The organism is Vreelandella sp. 162(4c), assembly GCF_058152265.1.
In genome coordinates this window covers 1,139,881-1,159,951 of sequence record NZ_CM176981.1, presented here as the reverse complement: position 1 = coordinate 1,159,951, position 20,071 = coordinate 1,139,881, and the positions used below count along the sequence as shown (strand labels likewise).

16 protein-coding genes and 2 pseudogenes are annotated in these 20,071 nt (G+C 57.6%); 11 read left to right on the top strand and 7 right to left on the bottom strand.

Annotated features, from left to right (window positions below; all coding sequences use genetic code 11):
- Positions 1-497: 497 nt before the first annotated feature.
- The 3 genes and pseudogenes from AC4EYZ_RS05225 to AC4EYZ_RS05215 all read left to right on the top strand — a co-directional run bounded on the left by AC4EYZ_RS05225 (position 498) and on the right by AC4EYZ_RS05215 (position 4,874).
- On the top strand, positions 498-1,502 hold the full coding sequence (locus AC4EYZ_RS05225) for an efflux RND transporter periplasmic adaptor subunit (protein WP_022520551.1): 1,005 nt from the start codon (positions 498-500) through the stop codon (positions 1,500-1,502).
- A 12-nt stretch (positions 1,503-1,514) separates the two neighbouring features.
- Positions 1,515-1,685 (top strand): annotated as a pseudogene (locus AC4EYZ_RS05220) (permuted SH3 domain-containing protein); the annotation flags it as partial.
- A 6-nt stretch (positions 1,686-1,691) separates the two neighbouring features.
- Complete coding sequence (locus tag AC4EYZ_RS05215; protein ID WP_022520549.1) at positions 1,692-4,874, top strand: efflux RND transporter permease subunit; 3,183 nt, start codon at positions 1,692-1,694, stop codon at positions 4,872-4,874.
- Here AC4EYZ_RS05215 and AC4EYZ_RS05210 read toward each other — a convergent pair.
- On the bottom strand, positions 4,847-5,806 hold the full coding sequence (locus AC4EYZ_RS05210) for a sodium-dependent bicarbonate transport family permease (RefSeq protein WP_022520548.1): 960 nt from the start codon (positions 5,804-5,806) through the stop codon (positions 4,847-4,849). The two genes, AC4EYZ_RS05215 and AC4EYZ_RS05210, sit on opposite strands and share 28 nt — an antisense overlap.
- A 108-nt stretch (positions 5,807-5,914) precedes the next feature.
- On the opposite strand from AC4EYZ_RS05210, the gene AC4EYZ_RS05205 reads away from it, so the two are divergent.
- The 3 genes from AC4EYZ_RS05205 (at position 5,915) to AC4EYZ_RS05195 (ending at position 8,002) form a co-directional block, all read left to right on the top strand.
- A complete protein-coding gene (locus AC4EYZ_RS05205) occupies positions 5,915-6,874 on the top strand; it encodes a LysR family transcriptional regulator (RefSeq protein WP_236557260.1) in 960 nt (319 codons plus the stop codon).
- Between the two features lie 181 nt (positions 6,875-7,055).
- On the top strand, positions 7,056-7,526 hold the full coding sequence (locus AC4EYZ_RS05200) for a GFA family protein (RefSeq protein WP_022520546.1): 471 nt from the start codon (positions 7,056-7,058) through the stop codon (positions 7,524-7,526).
- A 146-nt stretch (positions 7,527-7,672) separates the two neighbouring features.
- Complete coding sequence (locus AC4EYZ_RS05195; RefSeq protein ID WP_041157838.1) at positions 7,673-8,002, top strand: four-helix bundle copper-binding protein; 330 nt, start codon at positions 7,673-7,675, stop codon at positions 8,000-8,002.
- Positions 8,003-8,094: 92 nt separating this feature from the next.
- On the opposite strand, the gene AC4EYZ_RS05190 is transcribed toward AC4EYZ_RS05195, so the two are convergent.
- Positions 8,095-8,748: a phosphoribosyltransferase gene (locus AC4EYZ_RS05190; protein ID WP_022520544.1), complete on the bottom strand. Its 654-nt coding sequence runs from the start codon at positions 8,746-8,748 to the stop codon at positions 8,095-8,097.
- Between the two features lie 282 nt (positions 8,749-9,030).
- Positions 9,031-9,759: a CDP-alcohol phosphatidyltransferase family protein gene (locus AC4EYZ_RS05185; protein WP_022520543.1), complete on the bottom strand. Its 729-nt coding sequence runs from the start codon at positions 9,757-9,759 to the stop codon at positions 9,031-9,033.
- Between the two features lie 360 nt (positions 9,760-10,119).
- Between AC4EYZ_RS05185 and AC4EYZ_RS05180 the strand changes: the two genes are divergently transcribed.
- The 4 genes and pseudogenes from AC4EYZ_RS05180 to AC4EYZ_RS05165 form a co-directional block, all read left to right on the top strand.
- The gene (locus AC4EYZ_RS05180) at positions 10,120-11,139 is read left to right on the top strand and encodes a zinc-dependent alcohol dehydrogenase (protein WP_022520542.1); all 1,020 of its coding nucleotides are present in this window, start codon (positions 10,120-10,122) and stop codon (positions 11,137-11,139) included.
- Between the two features lie 171 nt (positions 11,140-11,310).
- Entirely contained in the window at positions 11,311-11,709 is a 399-nt protein-coding gene (locus tag AC4EYZ_RS05175; RefSeq protein ID WP_022520541.1) for a 6-pyruvoyl trahydropterin synthase family protein, read from the top strand.
- A complete protein-coding gene (locus AC4EYZ_RS05170; RefSeq protein WP_022520540.1) occupies positions 11,706-13,658 on the top strand; it encodes a glycosyltransferase in 1,953 nt (650 codons plus the stop codon). Before AC4EYZ_RS05175 ends, AC4EYZ_RS05170 begins: the two co-directional genes overlap by 4 nt.
- Positions 13,579-14,586, top strand: a pseudogene (locus AC4EYZ_RS05165) (lysylphosphatidylglycerol synthase transmembrane domain-containing protein); the annotation flags it as partial. The gene AC4EYZ_RS05170 and the pseudogene AC4EYZ_RS05165, both read left to right, overlap by 80 nt.
- Before the next feature lie 60 nt (positions 14,587-14,646).
- On the opposite strand, the gene AC4EYZ_RS05160 reads toward AC4EYZ_RS05165, so the two are convergent.
- Positions 14,647-15,258 carry a RibD family protein gene (locus tag AC4EYZ_RS05160; protein ID WP_238326115.1) on the bottom strand — a complete coding sequence of 204 codons (612 nt, stop codon included), beginning with the start codon at positions 15,256-15,258 and terminating at the stop codon, positions 14,647-14,649.
- Positions 15,259-15,625: 367 nt separating this feature from the next.
- Between AC4EYZ_RS05160 and ribA the strand changes: the two genes are divergently transcribed.
- Positions 15,626-16,729 (top strand): GTP cyclohydrolase II RibA, encoded by a 1,104-nt coding sequence (ribA, locus tag AC4EYZ_RS05155; protein ID WP_022520537.1) that lies wholly within the window; start codon positions 15,626-15,628, stop codon positions 16,727-16,729.
- Positions 16,730-16,782: 53 nt separating this feature from the next.
- Here ribA and AC4EYZ_RS05150 read toward each other — a convergent pair whose 3' ends face one another.
- The 3 genes from AC4EYZ_RS05150 to AC4EYZ_RS05140 all read right to left on the bottom strand — a co-directional run bounded on the left by AC4EYZ_RS05150 (position 16,783) and on the right by AC4EYZ_RS05140 (position 19,995).
- A complete protein-coding gene (locus AC4EYZ_RS05150) occupies positions 16,783-17,556 on the bottom strand; it encodes a creatininase family protein (protein ID WP_022520536.1) in 774 nt (257 codons plus the stop codon).
- 21 nt (positions 17,557-17,577) lie between these two features.
- Positions 17,578-18,360 (bottom strand): FkbM family methyltransferase, encoded by a 783-nt coding sequence (locus AC4EYZ_RS05145; RefSeq protein WP_022520535.1) that lies wholly within the window; start codon positions 18,358-18,360, stop codon positions 17,578-17,580.
- A 72-nt stretch (positions 18,361-18,432) separates the two neighbouring features.
- Positions 18,433-19,995: an OpgD/OpgG family glucan biosynthesis protein gene (locus AC4EYZ_RS05140; protein ID WP_022520534.1), complete on the bottom strand. Its 1,563-nt coding sequence runs from the start codon at positions 19,993-19,995 to the stop codon at positions 18,433-18,435.
- Positions 19,996-20,071: the final 76 nt, after the last annotated feature.

Genomic DNA, 20,071 nt, shown 5'->3' with positions numbered 1-20,071 from the left:
CCCTATTAGTTCGCAGTATATGCCTTCGATTTATAAATCGTAGGCTTTTTCATTTGATTCTGCAGGATCAGGCAAGTACCCCGTAGAAATCGACAACCCGCATCAGCTGTCACCTGACCGTCATGCTGTGCAAGTCCGAAAATCGTTCGTTTGTTTGATTGGGCCTGCTTATTGGGCCGCTCTCTGCCCGTGACAGAAACAGGCAAGCTTTCCGCAGGAACACGATACCTCCCTCGCGCTCGTACCGCCTATTGTAGGTAGCCTCTGATGGGCGCTAAGCCCGCAGCCTGGTGCTGCGGGCTTGCCTGCCCTCCGTATGACCAGAGCGTCTTTCAAGAACGCTACCGGTCTGAGACTCCCCCTCACGGTGGAAGCCGTAGGGCAATGTCGAAATGGATCTTGCTGAACCGACTAATTAAATGCCAACCGCCAACGCGGTGAGGCGTTATATAACGAATGCTGCTATCGGCGTCCGATAGCCACTGGAGCAAGTAATCATGGGAAGTCTGTCTCTAAGAACCCGCTTTGCAAGCAGCCGGGCGATATTCCTGTTCCTGCTGCTGATGGCCTTGCTTACCGGCTGCGAAGCCAAGAGTGAGGAGGCGGCTTCTGCATCGCCCCCGCCACCCCCAGAAGTCGAGGTGGCAGAAGTGACCGCTCAGCCAGTGGTGTTGAGTGAGTCATTCACCGGGCGGGTGGAAGCGGCTGAAACGGTTGAATTAAGGTCGCGAGTCAGCGGCTATATCCAGGAAGTCGCTTTCGAGGAGGGAGAGCTGGTAGAGCAGGGAGATTTGCTGTTCTTGATCGATCCACGCCCATACCAGGCCCGTGTTAACGCCGCCCAAGCGGATCTTGCCCAGGCCAGGAGCCAGCAGGCTCAGGCTGGCAGTGAAGCTGAACGTGCCCGGGTGTTGCTAGGGCGTCAGGCCATTTCCCAGGAAGTGCATGACCAGCGTCAATCGGCCCTGAGTAATTCGCGTGCCATGGTCGATGCTGCTGAGGCAGCGTTGCAGACCGCCGAGCTTGACCTTGAATACACCCGCATTACAGCACCGGTCAGTGGCCGCGTCGGTCGGGCGATGGTCACTCGCGGTAACTTAGCCAACGCCGACCAGAGTCTGTTGACCACGCTGGTCACCATTGATCCGATCCACGTCTACTTTGAGGCCGACGAGCAGGCCGCGTTTGCCAGCCAGACACTTCTCACCGGTGACGCGTCGAACAGCCTGAATATCGAGCTGGGCGGCGACCCTCAGCGCCAGTACAAAGGCACCCTGGACTTTATTGACAACCGCTTGAACCCCAACACCGGTACCCTGCAATTCAGGGCAGTGCTGGACAACCCGGATGGCCGCATTCGGCCCGGGGAGTTTGCGCGGGTCGAAATGCCGGTCGCGCGGTTGGACCAAGCGTTGCTGGTGGATGGCAAGGCGGTCCTGACCGACCAGGATCGCCGCTACGTCTACGTGGTGGATGAGAACAACCTCGCCCAGCGTCGCTAGGTCGACACAGGGCGCCGGGTGGATGAACGCACGGTCATCAGCGAAGGGCTTGCTGCCGGCGACCGGGTGATCGTCAACGGGGTGCAAAAAGTCTTCATGCCGGGTATGGAAGTGAGCCCCCAAACGGTGCCCGCCGCCCCGGCTGCTGACGCCCAACCCGCCATTGCTGCCAGGGAGGACTAGACCGCCATGAATTTCTCGCGTTTCTTTGTGGATCGACCGATTTTTGCAGCGGTGCTGTCGATCATTATTCTAGCGGTGGGGCTGATCTCCATACCCAACCTGCCCATTAGCGAGTACCCCGACGTGGTGCCGCCATCAGTGGTCGTTCGCACGGTCTACCCCGGCGCTAACCCGAAGGAGATCGCCGAAACGGTCGCCACGCCACTGGAAGAAGCCATCAACGGCGTTGAGGATATGATGTACCTCAAGTCCGTGGCGGGCTCTGACGGTGTGCTGCAAATGACCGTCACCTTCCGCCCTGGTACCGATGCTGAGCAGGCCGCCGTTCGGGTGCAGAACCGCGTCAGCCAAGCGGAAGCCCGACTGCCGGAAGCCGTGCGTCGGCAAGGCGTCACCACCCAGAAGCAGTCGCCAACGTTTCTGATGGTCGTTCACCTGACCTCGCCCAGCGGTGAATACGACACCCTCTACCTGCGCAACTATGTGCGACTGAATGTCCGTGACCGGCTGGCCCGGATCGAAGGGATCGGGGACGCGCAAATCTTCGGCGGTGGGGACTACGCCATGCGGGCGTGGCTCGATCCTGATCGAATAGCTGCCCGTGGCCTGACGGCCAGTGATGTGGTGGGGGCCATGCGTGAACAAAATGTACAGGTCTCCGCCGGGCAGTTGGGAGCTGAGCCCATTGAAGATAGTGACTTTCTTACCCTGATCAACGCCCAAGGGCGGCTGGAAACAGTAGAGGAGTTTGGCGACATCGTGCTGAAGCGCGGCGAGGGCGGCGAGATACTCAGGCTTTCGGATGTGGCCCGGCTGGAAATGGGCGCCGGGGACTATACGCTGCGCTCGCAGTTGGACGGCAACAACGCGGTGGGTGTGGGAATATTCCAGGCACCGGGTGCCAATGCGCTGGATATCCGAGAGCAGGTGATCGCTACCATGGAGGAGCTGTCCGAGCAGTTCCCTGAAGGTGTTGAGTACGAAGCGGTCTACGACACTACGATCTTTGTTAATGACTCTATAAAGTCAGTGATCGCCACCCTGCTGGAAGCCGTGCTGCTGGTAGTGCTGGTGGTCACGCTATTCCTGCAGACCTGGCGTGCGTCCATTATCCCGCTGCTGGCGGTGCCGGTCTCGGTGATCGGCACCTTCGGGGCGCTTTACCTGCTGGGCTACTCCATCAACACGCTGACCCTGTTTGGGCTGGTGCTGGCCATCGGTATCGTGGTGGACGACGCCATCGTGGTGGTGGAAAACGTGGAGCGTAACATCGAAGAGGGCCTGAAGCCCCAGGCCGCCGCTCATCAGGCCATGAAAGAAGTCTCCGGGCCTATCATTGCCGTGGGGCTGGTGCTGTGCGCGGTGTTTATTCCCATGGCCTTCCTGTCGGGGGTGACCGGTCAATTCTATAGCCAGTTCGCGGTGACGATTGCCATCTCCACGGTGATCTCCACCATCAACTCCCTGACCCTGTCGCCCGCGCTGGCAGCGATGCTGCTCAAGCCCCATGACGCGCCCAAGGATCGGCTCACCCGCGTGATCGATACGCTGTTCGGCTGGATTTTCCGACCCTTCAACCGTTTCTTTAACGCCAGCTCCAACAAGTACCAGGGCGGCGTGGCTCGTTCCCTGAAGCATCGTGGCGCGGTGTTTGTGGTCTACGCGCTGTTGCTGCTTGGTACCGGCGTGATGTTCAAGGCAGTGCCGCCCGGGTTTATCCCGGTGCAGGACAAGCTGTACCTGATTGCGGGCGTCATCCTGCCGGAAGGCGCGTCTCTGGAGAGAACCGACCAGATGCTTCAGGATGTTGTGGATATTGCCATGGAGACCGAGGGCGTGGAGCACGCCATTGCCTTTCCCGGCCTGAACGCGCTGCAGTTCACCAACACCTCCAACACCGGTGTGGCGTTTCTTACCCTCAGTTCCTTTGGTGAGCGCAGCCTTAGCGCCGCGGAGATAAACGCCCGCATTAATCAGGGCATTGGCGGCCTGAAAGAAGGCTTTGCGTTCTCCTTCATGCCGCCACCGATTCTGGGGCTAGGCAATGGGTCGGGCTTCCAGCTGTTTATCGAGGATCGTGGCAATCTTGGCTATGGGGCGCTGCAGCAGGCGGTGAACCAGCTCCAGGGGGCTATTTCGCAAACGCCGGGAATGGGCTTTCCGATCAGCAGTTATCAATCCAACGTGCCGCAACTGGATGCCGAAGTGGACCGGCTGAGGGCCAAGGCCCAGGGCGTGCCCTTGACCGAGCTGTTCGACACCCTGCAGACCTATCTTGGATCGACCTATGTGAATGACTTCAATCGCTTTGGCCGCACTTGGCAGGTGATCGCCCAGGCGGACGCCCCCTTCCGGGCCAGCGTGGAGGACATCGCCCGCCTGCGCACCCGCAACGACCAGGGAGAAATGGTGCCTATCGGCACGATGGTGAACATCACGCAAACCTTCGGGCCCGACCCGGTGCTGCGCTACAACGGCTACCCAGCAGCAGACCTGGCCGGCGAATTTGACCCCCGCGTGCTTTCTTCCGCCCAGGCGATGGATGCCATCAACGCCCTGGCGGAAGAGGTGCTGCCCCCGGGCATGGCGCTGGAGTGGACCGACCTGAGCTACCAGCAATCCACCCAGGGTAATGCGGCTCTAGTGGTCTTCCCGCTGTCGATCCTGCTGGTATTCCTGGTGTTGGCGGCCCTCTACGAGAGCTGGACGCTACCGCTGGCGGTGATTCTGATCGTGCCCATGTCGATGCTCGCGGCGCTGATTGGTGTCTGGTTTGGCGGAGGTGACAACAACATCTTCGTGCAGGTGGGGCTGGTGGTGCTGATTGGCCTGGCCTGTAAGAACGCCATCCTGATCGTGGAGTTCGCCCGGGAGCTGGAACTGCAGGGCAAGGGCGTAGTGGAAGCGGCCCTGGAAGCTTGCCGGTTGCGCCTGCGGCCGATCATCATGACCTCGATCGCTTTCACCGCGGCGGTGTTGCCTTCGGTAGTTGCCACCGGCGCAGGCGCCGAGGTACGGGCGGCGCTGGGAACTGCGGTGTTTGCCGGCATGATCGGCGTCACCCTGTTTGGCTTGTTCCTCACGCCGGTGTTCTACGTGGCGCTGCGTAAACTGTCTGGCCCATTGGTCAGCCATCATAGCGCTACATTGGACACTTCACCTCACCCTACCAGCCATGCCCAAAGTTGATGATAGAGAGGTATGCCCATTAACACGTTAAAAGGGAAGGTGAGCCCCAAAGATGCCAGCATGGCAAGGCCAATGTTGGCATCTGGAATGGCGGCGCGAATAGCAACGGGGGCGGCAATGTAAGAGGCACTGGCGGAGAGACTGGCTAGAATAACCGCTGATCCAGCGGATAGCCCTAGCCAGTACGCCATTAGCAGGCCAAAGCAGGAAAGCACGATAGGTGCCGCGAGCGCGAATATAATCAGACGGCTGTGCCCCCACCGCAGGCTGCGCAGTGTTTCTGCCGCGACCAAGCCCATCTCCAACAGGAACAGCGCCAGAATGCCATGGAAGGCTTTGGTATACAGCCCGGTGACTGACTCACCTGCATTTGGGCCGTATAGCCAGCCAATAAGCACACCGCCCACCAACAGGATTACACCGCGATTGGTCAGAGTCTCGTGCCACAGCCCGGAAGTTTTGATCGGCTCTGACGTTGTGTCAGCGGCCTTTTTACGGCTGAAGCGCCGGTAGAGCAACAGGCCCAGCATGATGGCCGGTAGTTCGAGCAGTACCAGGTAAAGCGTCACCTGCCCACCTGTTATTAGGCTATGCGCTTCAGTATACGCCAGGGCCACGGCGAACGTACCGGCGCTAACGGAGCCATAGTGGGCTGCAAGGCTGGCGCTGTCGGCGATGGATAGCCGTACTAAATAGTGAACCACCGGAAAGATAAGCAGTGGAATGATGATCCCCAGCAGAGTGACGCCAGATAACTCGACCAGCAGCGATATGCTCAAACTGCCATGCAGCGCCATGCCGCCTTTAAGGCCAATGGTCAGCATCAGCAGTAGGCTCAATATGTCATAAGCGGCTTTGGGAATACTGAGATCGGAGCGCACCACACCGGCAACCACACCTAGCACAAAAAACATCACCACAATATCCGGCACGGACAATCTCCTTGATGGGTTTTAAAGCAGTTACTTTAGCGATCCAAAGAGATTGATGAAAACAAATAAGATTTATATAGTCATAGATGATTATCTATGGGGCTGGCTATGAAAGTACGACAACTCACTTTTCGCTTGCTACAGGTCTATGCCGACGTGGTTCGCACAGGCTCACTGACGGCCACGGCAAATCGGCTCCACCTGACCCAACCCACGGTGTCTCAGCAGCTAAAGCGGCTGAGAGAAATTGTCGGTGAACCGATTGTGCGCCACGAGGAAGGGCGCCTGGTGCCCACTGAGGTTGGTCAGGCGCTTTATCAACTCAGCCAGGACTTGCTTAGCCGTGCTGATGTGTTTAGTCAGTACCTGGAGGAGTACAACAGCGGAGGGCGCGGACACTTCAGTATCGGCTTGGTGAACACCGCGCAATATGTACTGCCACGGCTGTTAGGGCCGTTTGGTCAGGCTAACCCCCAGGTAGATGTCACGGTGGAGATAGGTAATCGCCAGCAGATGCTCAATCGTTTTGAGCGCCATGAGGATGATATCTACGTATTTAGCCACCCGCCCATTGATGACGATGTGTTAGCCGCGCCTTTTCTGAGCAATCCATTGGTAGTGGTGGGGCCGCAGCATTGCCGCTGGGCAGGCGTAGAAGGTCTCAGCATGGACGCACTCAAAGAGGAGCGATTTCTGCTGCGCGAACCGGGCTCTGCGACTCGGCATACCTTTGAAGCCTGGCTGTACAGTGCGGGTATTGAGCTACGCTCTACCCAGCAGGTCGCCAGTAACGAGGCTATTCGGCTAGCGGTGGCGTCAAACATGGGTCTAGCGGTGCTGTCTCGCCACGTTGTTGCAGATTCGCCCAACGGCGTCCAAGAGCTGCCGTTGCAGGGCTTTCCGCTGAAAAGTCGTTGGCACTTTGTGGTCAGACGGCAACGCCGCTTACCCCCCGCCGCCATTCGTTTTTTGAGCTATGTACAAGCTTCGCTGGCACAAGCGTTTGACGAGCCCGAAGGGGAGATGGCCGTGGCTGAATTGCTCCAAGCCTTAAAGTCTGAACGCTGATGCATTGACTCACAAACAGCGTCAATTATCCCCGTTGAAAGCGACGTAGATCCTATGCGCTAAGCTAAGATATTAAGATAGAGCTTGAGAGAGAACTTAAGAGAGTACTTAAGATCGCACTCGGTTCATGCAGTCGCACCTTGATATTTGTCTTGGGTAACCGCTGCAAACGGAGGTAACTATGCTGCTCAAAGGATCATGCCACTGCCAGGCAGTGACGTTCAGTGTGAAGTCAAACCACCCCTATCCTTTTAATCGCTGTTACTGCTCAATCTGCCGTAAAACGGCGGGCGGTGGTGGCTATGCCATCAATCTCAGCGGCGACAGCAAAACGCTCAACGTTAGCGGCGAAGAGCATATTACTGTCTACCGCGCCTTCATTAAGGGGGAGCAGAGCACGGGAGAGCGGCATTTCTGCAAGCACTGTGCATCGTCGCTGTGGGTTTATGACCCCGAATGGCCCGAGCTGGTACACCCTTTCGCTTCGGCGATTGATACGGACTTGCCGACCCCTCCCCGGAAAACGCACATGATGCTGGGAAGTCGGGCCGACTGGGTCGAGGTCAATGGGCAGTTCCAAGATAAATGCTTCGACGAATACCCCGATGAAAGCCTTGCTGAGTGGCACCAGCGCCTGAGGTTGGAGTGTTAGAGTTAAGTGACGCCGCTTGCTGCGCTTGTGTTGCAAGCTCTCTGTTATACTCTATTAGACGAGTTCTTCAGGAACTCAACATACGGCTTGTCACGCCTGTGCAGGAGTAGGCCGAGTGCTCGTTTGATGACAAGGAGGGTAGAAAGATGGAATTTGAAAAATATAAGCCATGTATTGAAGCGTGCAATATCTGCGCGATCTACTGTGATTCTTGTGCCACTGCCTGCTTGCAAGAAGATGATGTAAAAATGATGGCTGAGTGCATCCGTTTAGATCGTCAATGTGCACAGATATGCCGCTTGGCAGCCTCCTTCATGGCCCAGGGGAGTGAATACGCCAAGGAAATCTGTCGGATATGTGCTGATATTTGTAAAGCGTGTGGAAATGAGTGTGCCAAACACGATGCTAAGCATTGTCAGGAGTGCGCCAAAGCGTGCCAACATTGCGCCAATGAGTGTGCTGCGATGGCTGCCTAAGGCCGCATAAAATCCTCAACAATTAAACAAGTCAGCTTTCACTGCGTATGAAAGCTGGCTTTTTTGTACTTTAATCTATATCAAAGAATGCGTTAAAGAGAGTGAGCCTTCTGCAATAGGGAGATCACTTCGTCATCGCTGGTTTGGGTAAAATCTTGATAGTGAAGGCCAACGGCAATAAATGGCTCGGGAGTAGCTAAACAGATCAAATCGTCGACCTCGGTAGCCAACTCATCCAGCGTGGACTGCGGGGCGACAGGCACTGCCAAGGTAACGGAAGCGGCTCCTGCTTGGCGTAGTGCTCTGGCGGCTGCTTTAGCTGTTCCACCGGTGGCGATACCATCATCCACCAATAATATGTGACGTTCGCTAACGTTAATGGGCGCCTGATTACCAATATAAGTCTGACGACGGCGGGTTATCTCGCTTAGTTGGCGCTGTACTTCAGCTTCCAGATAACTTTCAGAAGGCTGAAAAATCTGCAGCAAATCCGGTGTCCACAGCACTTGAGGTGGGTCGCCATCGACGACAGCGCCTAGCCCAATCTCGGGTTGCCCAGGCGCACCAATCTTACGCACGATGACCACATCAAGCGGAAGTTTAAGTGCTGCCGCTACCTCGTAAGCAACTGGTACACCCCCACGAGGTAATGCCAGCACTAGGTCATAACGCGCGTCGGATAATACATAAGCAAGCTTTCGCCCTGCTGCGCGTCGATCATCAAAAAGCTCTTGATGCTTGTGCATGTGTGGCTTCTCAACCCCAAAACAGCCTAAACTCCAAAAGGATAAGTGCCTAGCTCTCCCTGGGGAGCGCTCGACAGTAGCAAAGTCATCGCGTGATGAGGGCACGTGCGCGGCGGAATTCAGAAGGGCCGTGGGGAACTGTTGCTGAGTGATCCATAAGAGTCTCCCAGTACACGAAAGGCGAAAAGATAGCCTAACAATGACTATAGTCAGGAGGAAACAGCTTATCCAAACCGTTATTTCCCTGAGTCGCCAAGCGGCTCGCTAACAAGATGCAGTGGGCTAGGAGCGCTGTGTTTTTCGATACAGCCACCACACGTCAACACCAAACGAATAGAGCAATGAGATCAATGCACTAATGGCCAGCAGGCTGGCAACAAGGTGGGAGGTTAGTGGCGTTAATGCTAGCAGTAGCGCCACCGCCTGCCAGACACAAACGGCCTTACGGCGAAAACTTGCAAACAGCGGCTTTGAAAGCCACGGGAACTGCCAACTGGCGGCGATAAACAGGTAGCGCATTGCGCCTATCAACAGCACCCAAAACCCCAGTGATTCCAGCCGCAACAAACCTGCGCACAGTAGCAAAATCAACAGGGCATCCAACTCCATATCAAAGCGCGCCCCGAATCGGGTGTGGCTTTTGGTGCGTCTGGCTATCCAGCCGTCAACGCCATCCAGCAGTAGGGCGATCACCGCGATCGCCAGCCATTGCCAGATTGCCCCTACAAAGGCATTGGCGGCGAGCGCACCTGCCACTAATGAAACCACAATCGCACGCACCAACGTGACCCGGTTAGCCCAACCCAGTGCGCCGTGGGGCCAGAAGATGATGACCAGAGCGGAAATAAACGTGTAGAAGGCAAAGGCCACCCACCAATTGGCCGGAGTAGCCATTAAAAGTGGTAAGCCTTTGCCTACAGCAATTAGCAGCAAGCTGCCCAGCAGTAGTTCTGCAGCGCCATAGAGACGCTTAGGCAGGGTGTAAGAAGAAGCGTTGGAAAAAAGCGGCATGGTGGCTCACGAAGCGGCGTCGCTATCCGCAGTTGAAATAAATGATGCAACTATTTTTATATGTACCATTCTTGTAGAAGAAGGTAGTGTTGTCCATAAGATCAAGAAATAGACGGGTTAGTTTCAATTGTTCCAAATGGTTAATCGAATATATTCTTTTCACCCGCTACGCTGAAGATGGTGAACCATTGAAAACTGTTCTGCCTAAGGCCATGCAATGCATGGCCACACATTATACTCGGGGGCTGAGACACACGGCGTGTCTCTTATCCCTAACTTGCAGCGCAATGGTGCCACGCCACATTCAACGGAATGAAAGAGAGCCCGAATCAAGTGGGCTCGTAACGAAAAGGAACGCTCATGTCGGCGCTTGACGATGTTGGCAAAGCTCCCAATGCCGCTAAAAAAACCTGGGCCACCGCCTTTTGGGTGACCAACCCAGCACAAGGCGAGATGAGGCGTGAACAACTAAGTCCTCCCGCCCAGGATGAGGTGCGTATACGTACCTTATACAGTGGTATCAGCCGCGGCACCGAATCGTTGGTGTTCAATGGTCGTGTGCCTGAAAGCGAATTCTCGCGCATGCGGGCTCCCTTCCAGTCGGGTGAGTTTCCTGCCCCGGTCAAATATGGCTACTGCAGCGTTGGCCGCGTTGAGCAGGGGCCAAGCGTTCTCCTGGATAAAACCGTTTTTTGCCTGTTTCCCCACCAGGATCACTACATTGTGCCTGCTTCGGCAGTGCTGGAAGTACCCACCAATGTGCCTGCTAAACGTGCCGTCTTGGCGGCCAATATGGAAACCGCCATCAATGGCGTGTGGGACGCCGAGCCGATGCTGGGTGAGCGAATCACTATTATGGGCGCCGGTGTCGTCGGTGCGCTGGTAGCGTACCTGTGCGCTCAGGTGCCTGGTGTTACCGTTCAGTTAGTCGATATTAACCCTGAGCGTCGCCAGCTTGCCGAGCAGTTGGGCGTGATCTTCTGCACTCCCGAACAAGCCCTTCATGACCAAGATTGCGTGATCCACGCCAGCGGCCAGTCCGCCGGCTTGCGCCAAGCACTGGCGTTAGCGGGCAGCGAAGGGCGCATTATCGAAATGAGCTGGTTTGGCCAGGGGGATATTGCGATCCCATTGGGCGGAGCTTTTCACTCCCAGCGACTGACGCTCAAGGCCAGCCAGGTAGGCCAGCTGCCACCCAAACTACGTCCCCGCTGGGACTACCAGCGCCGCCTTCAATTAGCGCTGAGCCTGCTGGTAGACGAGCGGTTGGATGCGCTAATCAGCGGTGAAAGCGACTTTGCACAACTGCCCACGCTTGCTCCTCAGTTGTTTGGCCGTGGTAGCGTTGAGCTCTGTCACCGCCTGCGCTACCCCTCATAACCTATTTACTTATGGAGCCTCTGATTAACGTAATGAGCGAAGGCCAGACAAGGCAAAAATCAACGAAAAAGCGGAGTTTACGGGTTGTAAATGAGCATTTTGAGGCGATTTTTAACGCCGTATGGTCGAGCGCAATAGTTAATCAGAGGTTTCTTATCATTTGGAGTCTCTATGTTTCGTTTATGTGTCCGTGACCACTTTATGATCGCCCACAGTTTCAATGGTGAGATCTTTGGCCCTGCCCAGCGTACCCACGGCGCTACCTATGTTGTCGATGTGGTTTTTCAGCGCCCCGAGCTGGATGAGGACGGCCTGGTGATCGATATCGGCCTTGCCAGCGAAACGGTAAAATCAGTACTGGTAGGTTACAACTTCTGTAATTTGGATGAAGTGCCCGAGTTCGCGGGTAAAAATACCACCACCGAGTTCATGGCCAAGGTGATCTTTGACCAGCTCGCCAAGGCGATTGGTGAGGGCAAAATGGGCATCACCGCCAAAGGGATTACCCATATGGAGATCAAGCTACATGAATCCCATGTAGCCTGGGCAAGCTATGAAGGCGCTCTATGAGTAAGCGGTTTAACCTTATCGTTGCCGGTGACCCTGCTCAGCGTACCGGCGGCTATATTTACGACGCCCAAATTGTCTCGGCCCTGCGTGACCAGGGATGGGAAATTGACGTCGTCGGCTTGGCTGGCACGTTTCCTGATGCGGATGCCGAGGCAGCAGAAGCGCTCACTCAGGCCCTAGCGTCGCTTCCCGATCAGGCGGCGGTGGTGATTGATGGCCTGGCCATGGGAGCGCTGCCGGAGGTGGTTGCCCAACATGCCCAGCGGCTGGAAATCACAGCGTTGCTGCACCACCCCTTAGGCGATGAATTGGGCCTTGATGAGGCTGATCAGCAGCGCTTTCATCGCAGCGAGTTAAACGCGCTTGCCCACGTGGCGCGGATTATCGTCACCAGTCACTTTACCGCCCGGCGCTTACCTGAGCTGGCGGCTCACTATGAAATGCCACTCAATCCCAGTGTCACTGTGGTTGAGCCGGGTGTTGCCCAGGCGCCGATCAGCTCCGCAGCAGAACCGGGTGAGCTACTACGTTTGCTATGTGTGGCAACGTTAACGCCGCGCAAAGGGCAGGATATTCTGGTAAAGGCATTGGCGGGCGTTAGCGGCGATCACTGGCAATGCGACTGCTACGGTGGCGCCCGGGATGCCACTTTTACCCAGCGTGTACAGCAACTGATTGATCAGAACGGCTTGCAAGACAGCGTACGGCTTCACGGCGAGTGCGATGGCGCTACGCTGGAAGCGGCCTATCGCAGCGCCCATGCGCTGGTACTGCCCTCTTGGTATGAAGGCTACGGTATGGTGGTCACCGAAGCCCTGGCCCACGGCCTGCCAGTGATTACCACTACCGGTGGTGCGCTTCGCGATACCTTGCCTGCAGGCGCTGGTTTGAGCGTTGAACCGGGTGACGTCGACGCGCTTCAAGATGCCCTCAGCCGTTTTTGCCATGACGACAAACTACGCCACCAACTGCGCCAGGGAGCGGCCCAGGCCCTGGATGCGTTAAGCGACTGGCAAGAAGCGGGGGCTAAGTTTGCCACGGCGTTAACTGCGCCCGCCGATTCTCCAAATTTGCGCCCAGGCAGCCAGTTTGCGTCCGACTGGCTGACGCTGCGGGAGGCGGCTGATGTCGATTCCCGTAGCCAGCCCTTGGCTGAGCTTGCCGCGAAGTGGCTGAGCGCGCGTACTCCGGCGCCGCTGATAGCGGATCTTGGCTGCGGCCGGGGCAGTAACATGCGCTTTCTGGCGCCGCGCCTGAATGGCCACCAGCGCTGGAAGCTGATCGATCACGACGCCATTTTGTTAGCCCAGGCGCGCCAGTGTGCTGCCGGATTAAGCAATAGCCAAGGGCAGCCCGTGGCCATTGAGACGTACTGCATATCGCTGGAGGCGCTTGCCGAGGTGCCACTTGACGACGCGTACCTCGTCACCGCATCGGCGCTGCTAGATCTGGTCTCCCAACAATGGATCGATGCCTTGGTGACCCGCATCGCTGGGCAGCAGCAGGCGCTGCTGATAGCGCTAAGCGTGACCGGTGAGTGGCACTTTATTGACCCTCAAGGCGCGCCGGTGCTGGATGACGAAGACCGCTGGCTGCAGGCGATGTTTATGGCTCACCAGCAGCGCGATAAAGGTTTAGGTGATGCACTAGGCGGGCAGGCGCACGGGGCATTAGTTGCCGCGTTAGAGAGGGCTGATTATCGCATTGAACAAGCTGAAACACCGTGGCAGCTCGCTGCTGGCAGTCAAGAACAGCAGCCGTTAATGATGGCGCTACTCGAAGGCTGGGCCGAAGCTGCCACCGAGCAAGCCCCGGAAGCGGCGGCGCGTATTGCCACCTGGTTACAGCAGCGCCAGCAGGCGGTGGCCAATGGCGAACGGGGTATTTGGGTGGGGCACCGCGACCTGTTTGCTACGCCTCTGTTTGCCAACCCCAGGGAAGAGGCCTAATCCTATGGGGCCTGATCAAGGTATGTTCACTCGACTGGGGGCTTGTTATAAAAAGCTGGCGCGGAGAAGCCCATGGCTACGCCGCATGGTGGTCAGCATAGCGTTGCTGGGTGCGGTGGCGTTGTGGGTGGAGCCCCAGGCGATTGTGGCGGAGGTGCAACGTTTCTCCGCGGAGTGGGTCGTGCTGGCGTTAGCCATCAGCACGCTACAGATCATGCTTTGCGCCTGGCGCTGGCAGTTTACCGCGGGTCTTATTGATGTACCGCTGCGGTTTGCTTACGCGCTACGGGAGTACTACCTGGCCCTACTGGTCAATCAGCTGTTGCCCGGCGGTGTATTAGGCGACGCCGGGCGGGCGCACCGCCATGCCACTCAAGCGCAGTCTAGGGGGCGCGCCTGGCGAGCGGTGATTATTGAGCGCGCCTCGGGGCAGGTCGCCGTGGTGATGCTAACGCTAACCGCGCTGCTTTTCTCACCGCTCTGGCATGCCGCGCTGGGTGAGTCAGTGATCACAGCGGTGGGGTTAAGCGCATTCGCCGCTCTTGCGGCGCTCATCGCCAGCGGCCTGCTGCTGCGCCAACGTTTTAGCCATGGGCTGACAAGGCTGCCGAGCTGGTGTCAAGCCCTGGCGCGCGATGTAAGGCGTGGTTTGTTGCGGCACGGCGTGTGGCCCCAGCAGTTGCTTTCGTCTCTGGTGATTGTGTTGAGCTATGGTCTGGTAATGGTCTGTGCGGCTCGGGCGATTGGCGTTGAGCTACCGTCGCTGCAAGTGCTGGCGCTGACACCGGTACTGCTACTGGCCATGCTGATCCCGTTTTCGGTAGCCGGATGGGGATTGCGTGAAGGCGCCGCTGCCGGGGTCTGGGCGCTGGTCGGCCTGCCACCCGCTCAAGGCGTGGCGGTGTCATTGGCTTACGGGGTGCTGGTGTTGCTGGCGAGCCTACCGGGTATCTGGGTGGCGCTGAGTCGTCGTGAAAAAGCGCAACCTTCAGGCGGTAGTATCCCGCAGTCGCAGATCGAACAGCGTGTCGTCACCGCAGCGGAAAGTCCGCATGGGCGGGCGCAGCGCACTCTCAAGGGTCTCAATAGGCGTCATTTGCAGCCCTGGCCTACCGGAGCCGATCAGCAGCGGGGCGACCAACAGATGCAGACGGTCAACGGCACCCGCTTCGATAAACTGAGACACCGTAATGCCGCCACCCTCTATCAGTACCCGCGGCAAGCCCTTTTTGGCCAGCAGGGTGACAACATCTTTGGGATTGAACTGACCGCTGGCATTCAGCGGCAGTACGCAACGTTCAACGTGGGCCACGCTCGCCGTTGCCTGCAGCTCAGACCCCATGATATGCAGCGTCGGGGCGTTATTGGTGTTCAGCAGTGCCAAGTCGCTGGGAATGCGGCCGCGTGGATCCAGCACCACCCGCATCGGGTTAGTGCCGCTAACATGGCGCACGGTCAGCTGCGGGTTATCGGCGCTGGCGGTACCCGCGCCGACCACCACTGCGTCGACCAAAGCGCGCAGACGATGCAGGTGAACCAAACTTTCATGGCCGTTGATGTAGTGGGAGTGGCCACTTTCCGTGGCAATGCGGCCATCCATACTCTGTCCCAGCTGCGCCACCACCCACGCCGGTCGACTGGCCAGCGGGGTCAGGCAATCGAGCAGCTCTCGCGCCTCAGCGGTGATCGCTTTAGCCGTTTGCCACTCGCCGGTTGGCGACACCTTAATCGCCACATCGCTAGGACGCCGATGACGCAGTGCCAACAGCCAATTCCAGGCGTCGGCCAGTGTAATCGTGTTGACATGAGATTCGGGCATGACGCCTCCGCGCTTAAAGATTCGCTTCATCATGCGGGCGCTTCTTGGTTAAGAGCAAGCCGTTCGGGGCAGCCATTCATTCAGTTCAGAGCAAATAGCTCAGCGCGAGCGTGCGCCATCCCCCTCGTAAGGAAGCCAGGAGGCCTACATGTACCAGATTGAACGCGCTATTTTCGACATCCGCCGTGGATTGCCAGTGGTGGTGAATGCCAGTGGGCAGCGTTTGCTCGTGCAGGCGCTGGAAGGCAGTGAATCGGTCGAAGCGCTGGCTTTGCTAGCAGGCGAGCGGCCTTCGCTGGTGCTTACTCGTCACCGCCTGACGGCGATGGGCATGAACTTGTCCGCCGAGGCCGCCAGCCTACCGCTGGTAGCTCACATTAGCACCAATGAGCTGAATGGCTTGGCCACGGCGGAAACGCTTTCACAACCTGCGGGTGGGTTACTGAGCGGGTTAAAGCCCGCCGGAATAGCCGAACTAGGCGCCGTGACGCTGATGCGCAGAGCCCTGCTGATTCCCGCAGCGCTCTGCGCTTTTGTTAGCCAAGAGGCTACAGCGACCATTGAGCAGCAGTTGGCAGAAGGACGCCTGCTGCAAGTCAGCGCTGAAGACGCTACACAATGCCTTGCTGGGGCGCCGGGCATGCTCAAGCGGGTGAGCGAAGCGAATATCCCCCTCGAGGATGCTGCCGACAGCCGCTTTGTGCTTTTCCGTGAGCCGGACGGCCTGCGTGAGCACGTTGCTGTGGTGATCGGTAAACCGGAGCGCTGGGAAGGCGCGGTGCCGCTACGCCTGCACTCGGCGTGTTTAACCGGTGACCTGTTCGGCAGTCTGCGTTGCGATTGCGGCGAGCAGCTACGCAACGCCGTGGCGGATATTCAAGCCATGGGTGGCGGTGTGCTGCTCTATTTGGCTCAAGAGGGCCGGGGCATTGGCTTAGCCAATAAACTACGCGCCTACACCTTACAGGATGGTGGCCTGGATACCGTGGATGCGGATCAAGTACTCGGTTTTGGTGACGATGAGCGCCAGTATGCGGTGGCTGTGGATATGCTCAATGCGCTCAATATCGACCAAGTTCAACTGCTGACCAACAACCCCTTGAAGATGGAAGCGTTGCGTCAGGGTGGTATTGAAGTGGTATCACGCCAGGCGCTGTACGGCAGCGTTACCGACCACAACCAGCGCTATCTAAATGCCAAAGCCACCCGAGGCGGGCACTTGTTGGAAGATGTGCTCAGTAGCCAGCGTTAAACCGTACTAAGCGCTAAACATGAACCAACACGAACCTAGTGACGGGGCTGTCATTAGTTGGTTAGCGGTGGTAGTTGGGCGGTTTCTTTTACCACTGCTGCTAACTGTCTTGCGTAGTGTTGAACCAGTTGCTCGCCTAGTTCAGCGCTGGCTTGGCTGGCATCGCCCGCGACACCTTGGGTGCTTAAGTCTTCCGCCAGCCAGGCAAAAGCCGCAGCACCTTCTGCGCTCACTAATGCATCGCCTTGGGGCGCTGCAGGCGGGGTGGCCTGATAGCCGTCCAACTGCACCAGCGTTGGCGCTAAATAGAGCATCATAGCGGTTTCGAGCAGTCCGCCGTGTAAGCCGTAGCGCAACTCTTCAAAGGCAATCGCGCCCTCTAGCGGTGGTAGCCGTGTGTAAGTCGCTTTGACCACGCGCATACCATGCCGCCGACGCAGGGTTAACCCTGCCAAATCCATCACTGCCTTATTACCACCATGGCTGTTAATCAGCACCAGGCGGCGAATGCCGGCGTGGGCTAAGCTGTCGCCGTAGGCTTCAAGAGTAGCAATGGCCAGCGGCGCGGGTAGGCTGAGCGTGCCGGGAAAATTGGCGTGCTCGTCGCTGGCGCCCACCGCAATCGGCGGTAGGCAGATTACGTTCAGGTGGGTATCCAGCTTCTCCAACATAGCGGTTTGCAGCCCCTCGCCAATGGTCAAGTCGGTGGCTAAAGGGAGGTGAGTGCCGTGCTGTTCAATGGCCCCGAGCACCAGTACCGCTACAGGGTCGCATTGGGCGAACTCGGCTAACTGTGGAGCGGTGAGGGTTTGCCAGTGGTGAATCATAAAATGAGAAGCCTTTAGGTATTAAGCATCATTCAGAAGTAATCGATGATCCGAGCGGCAGGCGTACAGGTCACCGGAAGGCAATCCTTCGGCCCCTGTGCTTAGCCACTCGCTAACCGCTTGTGGTGTTTGCCACTCGGTCCAGCGAAAGTGGCGTTGTTCACCGGCCACCACGTTGTAGCGGTACTCGCCAAGGCGGCTTAAGTGGTTCACGCAGGCGTTGTTTATTTCCAGGGCGCCTGCCACAAACTCCACCGACAGCGCGGCCACCGGGCAACTTAGCCCCGCCAAAACCTCCGCCTCAAAACCTTCAACGTCGATTTTTATAAAGCTGGGCTCGCCATACTCGTCAATTAACGCATCCAGCGTGGTCACCGGCACCCGTAAACGCTGCTCCCACCGTACCTGACTAAAGCCTGCGTTGCGTTCGCCGATCTGCTCCCGCCACTCGGTGGCCAAGGTAGACAGGGTCGGGTTGCTGGGGCTGATCGCTATCTCAGCAAAGCCCACCGTAGGGCCCGCCGCCATCGGCAGCAGGGTAATGGTCGGCGGCTTTACCAGGCGTTTAAACCATTTGGCGAGGTCGGGCTGGGGCTCCAGCGCCACCACCTTGGCGCCGAGCGCATGAAAAGCCGCGCTACGGTCGCCTAGATGCGCGCCAATATCAAAGGCAACGGTGCCGGGTTGTATGAAAGGCTGATAGAGGCGCTGCAGGCCACGCTGACGCCCAGGCCGCCAATAAATAAACAGCGAGCGGGCTAGCCCACCCGCGCTGCGCAGTCGTCGTAGCGCCATGCGCCGCATTAGTTGGGCTCTCTGAATGGACGTGCCTTGATCCACACAGGCGCTGGCGAGATAAGGTTTGCTTGATAAGTGCTATTCGTCATCGGGATACCACACGTAATTCCAGGTTTCGCTAACTGGTTCGCCGTTTAAGGTGAGCCTTAGTCGAACATCGCTGGGTTGATCGCTGGCGGGTAGCCGGAAGCTGGCTCGCCAGCCATTGTTGGGCAGCGCGGTGACCTGGGGGAGCAGTACCTCGCCGTGTTGGGCGCTAATGTCTAACTCGACGGGCTGGTCAGCGGTGAGTTCCTCTAAGGCACCTCCCTGAAAGTCGACAATAAACTGGCGCTGGCCTTGTGAGGCAGAGTCCGCTTGCCCCGGCACCGCCGCATTGCCATGACGAGTGCGAATGGCGCGGCCAAGATTGTGCGCATCAGGCTGAGTGTTCAGCGTGTGAGTGAGATAGTGCAGGCGGCGCGATTCGCCGGCATCCAGGGTGTCGTCCGCCACCCAGTAGGCGACTATATTGTCGTGAGTCTCATCGGGGGTAGGGATTTCGACAAGTTCCACGTGGCCCGGGCCCCAATCATCCAGCGGCACAATCCATTGGCTGGGGCGACGGTGATACTGGGCTTCGGTATCCAAATAGCGGTTAAAATCCCGTTCCCGTTGCATTAATCCAAAGCCTTGAGGGGAGTCGTCTACAAAGGCGGATGTATGCAGGTGAGATGGGTTACTCAGCGGGCGCCAGATCCACTCGCCGCTACCGGCATGTATCAGTAGGCCATCGGAGTCGTGCACCTGTGGACGAAAATCGTCCGGCCGCTCGCGGCTTGCCTCACCATAAGTGAACATACTGGTGAGCGGTGCAACGCCCAGCTTGGCAATATCTTGCCGGGCAAACAGCTCCGCTTCGACCTCGACCTGAGTATTCTCACCGGGTTGGATAACAAAGCGATAGGCGCCGCTGACCGAGGGGCTATCCATTAACGCCAGCAGTTCAATCTGTTCGGCATCAGCCTCGGGTTTATAGAGCCAAAACTCGCGAAATGCCGGGAACTCTTCGCCATCTGGCGAGGCGGTATCGATCGCCAGCCCGCGAGTAGATAGTCCGTAAGCCTGGTCACGCCCGACAATGCGGAAGTAGCTGGCACCGAGAAATACACCAAATTCGTCGGCGTAGTCATCGCTGTTAAGAGGGTAGTGGAGGCGAAACCCCGCATGGCCGCTGCCGACTAAGTCTTGCTCTTTCAGTGCGGCGGCATTGCCATCGTAGGTGTAGTCCTCTGCTGAAAAGGGCAGGGGCGTTACCGTGTCGTTTTCGATAACGTTCAAGGCAATCGGGGTTTGAAACAGAAAGCCGCTATGAAATAACTGTAGGTTAAAAGGGCTCTCGTCTTTCCAGTAGGCGTGTTCGGGATCAAAGCGAATTTGCCGGTAGGTATCGTAATCAAGCTCACGCAATACCTCTGGTAAGGTCTCTTCCGGGGCTTGGTAGGTTTCTTGAGCAAGCTGTTTGGCGCGTTCAATAACCTGCCTGAAGTGCGCATCGTCTGCGGCCAACGCTGGCAAGGTCAGCGCGCAGCCAATTAACACTATCCATTTGCCAGGCCGCCACTTGGCAACCGGCTTCCTACCAACTTGATTACAACGCATGGGCGAAATCCTTTCCGGTGAGGGCCTGCAAAGCGCATGGCCTAAAGCCAAGCAAAGCGTGAAATTTTTACACAAC